The 1,353-nt window shown below is 41.8% G+C and carries 2 protein-coding genes; both read right to left on the bottom strand.

From position 1 onward, the window contains the following. Positions 1 to 421: NfeD family protein (locus tag V7D75_RS13495; RefSeq protein WP_333614972.1), on the bottom strand; the 421-nt coding region annotated here is incomplete at its 3' end. 168 nt (positions 422 to 589) lie between these two features. Next, positions 590 to 1,144: a porin family protein gene (locus tag V7D75_RS13490; protein ID WP_296191386.1), complete on the bottom strand. Its 555-nt coding sequence runs from the start codon at positions 1,142 to 1,144 to the stop codon at positions 590 to 592. Positions 1,145 to 1,353: the final 209 nt, after the last annotated feature.

The following is a 1,353-nucleotide window of genomic DNA, read 5'->3' as shown; positions in this document are numbered from 1 at the left end:
CTGTCACTATCACGCGATCCCCGACGGCGACTTTCTCACCGCTCGTACGGCACATCCATTCAGCAGCCCCAACAATAGGTACACTAAAGCGTACGACGCCTGCGCGCTCTAACTGCGGCGCGACGATAATCATCCCAGTTTCACCGATGATGACACTACCGCCCAACCCTGCTTTGGTGCGATCGACAGATAATGGTTTAATAAATTTAAACCAAGCCAATAAAAAGATAGCCGAAAGTACCAACCAAATAATGATTTGCAACGATACAGAAATGGGTAGCAACCACGAAAGAGCAGCCACGATGATAGCCGCTCCGCCAAACCACAGGCTGGCAAACGTCGGTACAAACATCTCAATGATTAGCAATACAAAGCCTAATACCAGCCAGTGCCACGGTTCAAGCATCCAAAGCATCTCCATAATTGCTCATTCCCTATCTTTGTCATTCTAGCTTTCAATGTAGCACATTTCGTCCTCAAACAACGCTTTAAAAGTTATAGGCATAAAAAAACGACCACCGAAGTGATCGTTTTTTATTTTAATCAATATTTAATTCTATTATTAATATAGAACTTAATGTTCAATTAATTAGAATTTAAGGTGAGCACCTACAGTCCAAAGGTCGGCATCACTACCTAGTTTGTCATATTCTGCTTCAACGCTGAAGTCAGGATTGACTGAGTAACCAAGACCAACACCACCAGCTAGACTAGTATCACTATCTGAGTAAGTTTCAGTTCTTATCTCAGTACCACCGATGTTACGAGTGAAGTCACCTTCTACTTTAGTTTTTGCAACACCTAGTTTACCTTTAGCATATAAACCAGTGTTAGGGAATGCATAACGGTAAGTACCATAAGCGCCGTAAGTTTTGGCATCGATATCGCCACCACGATAATCAGCGTCATCTGAACCTACATATTCAGCTTCTATACCAAAGTTAGGATCAAAGTTGTAACCACCGTATACGCCGTAAGCGGTTGGCTTATCAGCACCATCTACGTCTAGGTCGAACTGACCAACTTTTACGCCAACGTAAGGCTGGCCTGTATAACCATTACCATAAGATACGGCAGCTTGTGCACCCATGCTTAGTAAAGAACCAGCAGCTAGAGCAAGTAGAGTTTTTTGTAGAGTTTTCATGTGTAGCTCCTTAAAATCAATTTGGACAAACAAGTTATTTATTTATGTGGGCTTTTTAGCCATATCGCCTTGTTTGCTAACGATGTATACATAGTAACAAACCATGTCAAAAACTCTGTCAGTGTTTAATGGTAAGAAAGTTAACTTTTGCAAGTGTTTGTCGGCCCTTGGGTTACAAAGGGCTAGATATGAAATCTTTTGTTACAATC

Source organism: Psychrobacter sp., assembly GCF_036731945.1.
Taxonomy (GTDB): domain Bacteria; phylum Pseudomonadota; class Gammaproteobacteria; order Pseudomonadales; family Moraxellaceae; genus Psychrobacter.
The sequence above is the reverse complement of the archived record's forward strand: the minus strand, read 5'-3'. Positions and strand labels throughout refer to the sequence as shown.

Excerpts from the sequence above, each read along its gene's own strand:
- V7D75_RS13490 (WP_296191386.1), bottom strand. The coding sequence starts at position 1,144 with ATGAAAACTCTACAAAAAACTCTACTTGCTCTAGCTGCTGGTTCTTTA.